This window comes from Phyllobacterium sp., from assembly GCF_037994425.1.
In the GTDB taxonomy this organism is placed as follows: domain Bacteria; phylum Pseudomonadota; class Alphaproteobacteria; order Rhizobiales; family Rhizobiaceae; genus Phyllobacterium.
This window is the reverse complement of record NZ_JBBNAM010000100.1, coordinates 1-1,984: the sequence shown is the minus strand read 5'-3', so window position 1 is coordinate 1,984 and position 1,984 is coordinate 1. Positions and strand designations below refer to the sequence as shown.

The following is a 1,984-nucleotide window of genomic DNA, read 5'->3' as shown; positions in this document are numbered from 1 at the left end:
ACCTCGGCGGCGATGTGAACATGGTCTCGCTGATCTCGGCGCTACGTCGGGAGGAGCGCCGCCGGGCCGCTTCCGGAAGGGCAGACAGCGTCATTCCGATGCGCCCCGACCATGGCCATCTTCTGATTGACGACCAGACAAAGAAGGTCAACCCGGGCTATTCCTGCATCGGCCGGCTGAAGGGCCTGGCGGAGCTCCGAGGCGTGATTGCAGCGGTGGATCAGTTGGACGTTCAGACGGTATAGCTCTGGCCGCATGGGCGACACGGATAGCTGGCGGATATCGCGCATCTTTCGACTTACAGCGTGGTCACGCACTCCGGCGCGCATCGAGCGCATGACGCAGAGAGTTCTGCACGATCGATGGCGTTGCCGGCTTGCTGACCACACCCAGCGCTCCGTGAACACGGCCAACGACCGCCGCGGGGTTGCTGGTCATGAAGACCACCGTTATGCCAAATTCATCGACGAGCCGTTGACCAATCTCTGGGCCAGTCGCGCCGTCAGCCAAGTTGACGTCGACAAAGGCGATGTCAGCCTGTGGGGCTAGTGAGAAAGCCTGCCTTCTGTCGGTTGCGACACCGACGACATCGAGCCCCATGTCCCTGACTGTTGTTTCAAGATCTAGCGCAACGAGAAAGTCATCTTCGACGATCAAGACGCTTCCACGCGGGGCGCCGCCTGTCCGGCGTTGTGTTCCGACATCGCTGCCCATGATTGCCCCTTGTTTCTGCTTATTTTGCAACACTGGCTACGCTCAACTGCATGTTGGCGAGCAGATAACGGCGTTGAGGAGGATATGTTCCGCGCTGGGCCGGATTCGTTCGCCGATAGATCGCTGTTAACGCTAATAAACCGTTAAGGACAAATGTGAGGAGCAATAGAGGTGGCCGATGGGGAAAGACATGGCGGCTCAGATATCGAGCCCGCGCAATAGCATCCCTTAGCTGATCTCGGGCACCCTTGGCCCATTCCGAAACAACAGTTCGGTCGAGTTGACAACCGGTTGTGGAGTGCGGAGAGTGCACTCTGGACCAGCGCCAGTCACCTTGGGGGGACCTATGTCTGTACGCGCGTTTTTCGCCATAGCCGCAGTTGCTCTCGCCTTAATCACTCAAAGCCTTCCGGCATTTGCGGCAGACGCAAAACGCGAAATCCAGACAATCCAGGACGCCGATTACTTCGGCTTCGATCTGCGGACCGAACAGAACCTTACGCTGGATCAATGCAAGACATCCTGCATCGGTGACAAGTCCTGCAGGGCCTTCACCTATAATCCGAAGGTGAAGTGGTGCTTTCTGAAGTCCGACTTCAAGACGATGAACGCCTTCCCGGGTGCTATCGCCGGTAAGATCGTCGAGACTGCCGCCGCAAAGCCGGAGCCGGATATCGGGGCCGCGCCCCGGCTCGGCTTTCTCTCCGGCGATGTGATCCAGCAGGCGCGCGATAACAAGGCCAATCTTGAAGTGGCCGAGGACCAGCAGGGCCAGAGCGCCGACAGCCTGATCGCCAACGGCCGTCTCGACCTGACAGCAGGCAATGTCATTGATGCCGTGAAATCCTTCCGAAGTGCGCTCGCACTTTCCCCCGACAATGCCGATCTTTGGCTGGAAACGGCGCGCGCCGGTGACAGCTTTGCCAAGACCGACGACAACGATGGCAGCGAGATCTACGGACAGGCTGTGCTGGACGCGGTCAATGGCTATGAGTTGACACGAACAGCCTCTGCCCGTGCCGAGGCGCTTTCCGTACTCGCCGCCGCGCTCGACAAGAACACCAACTATCGCGCCGCACTCAATGCCTACAAGGCAAGCCTGGCACTCGTGAACTCGAAGGAGGTCCAGGCGGCCTTCCTGCTGCTGAAATCGACGCAAGGATTTCGCATTACCGAGCATACTGTCGATGCCGATAGTGCAAATCCCCGTATCTGCGCGACATTCTCCGAAACCTTGGTCAAGACGCAGGACTATACGCCCTTCGTGACG

Annotated in this window: 3 protein-coding genes; 2 read left to right on the top strand and 1 reads right to left on the bottom strand. The window is 58.9% G+C overall.

Annotation, left to right across the window (positions count from 1 at the left end):
• Window positions 1-245, top strand: a 245-nt coding sequence (locus AAAB35_RS07110) for a mannonate dehydratase (RefSeq protein WP_340667515.1), incomplete at its 5' end; no start/stop codon positions are given.
• 64 nt (window positions 246-309) lie between these two features.
• Here the strand turns inward: AAAB35_RS07110 and AAAB35_RS07105 are convergent.
• Window positions 310-714: a response regulator gene (locus tag AAAB35_RS07105; RefSeq protein ID WP_112823970.1), complete on the bottom strand. Its 405-nt coding sequence runs from the start codon at window positions 712-714 to the stop codon at window positions 310-312.
• Between the two features lie 346 nt (window positions 715-1,060).
• On the opposite strand from AAAB35_RS07105, the gene AAAB35_RS07100 reads away from it, so the two are divergent.
• On the top strand, window positions 1,061-1,984 hold a 924-nt coding region (locus AAAB35_RS07100), incomplete at its 3' end, for a PAN domain-containing protein (protein WP_340667511.1).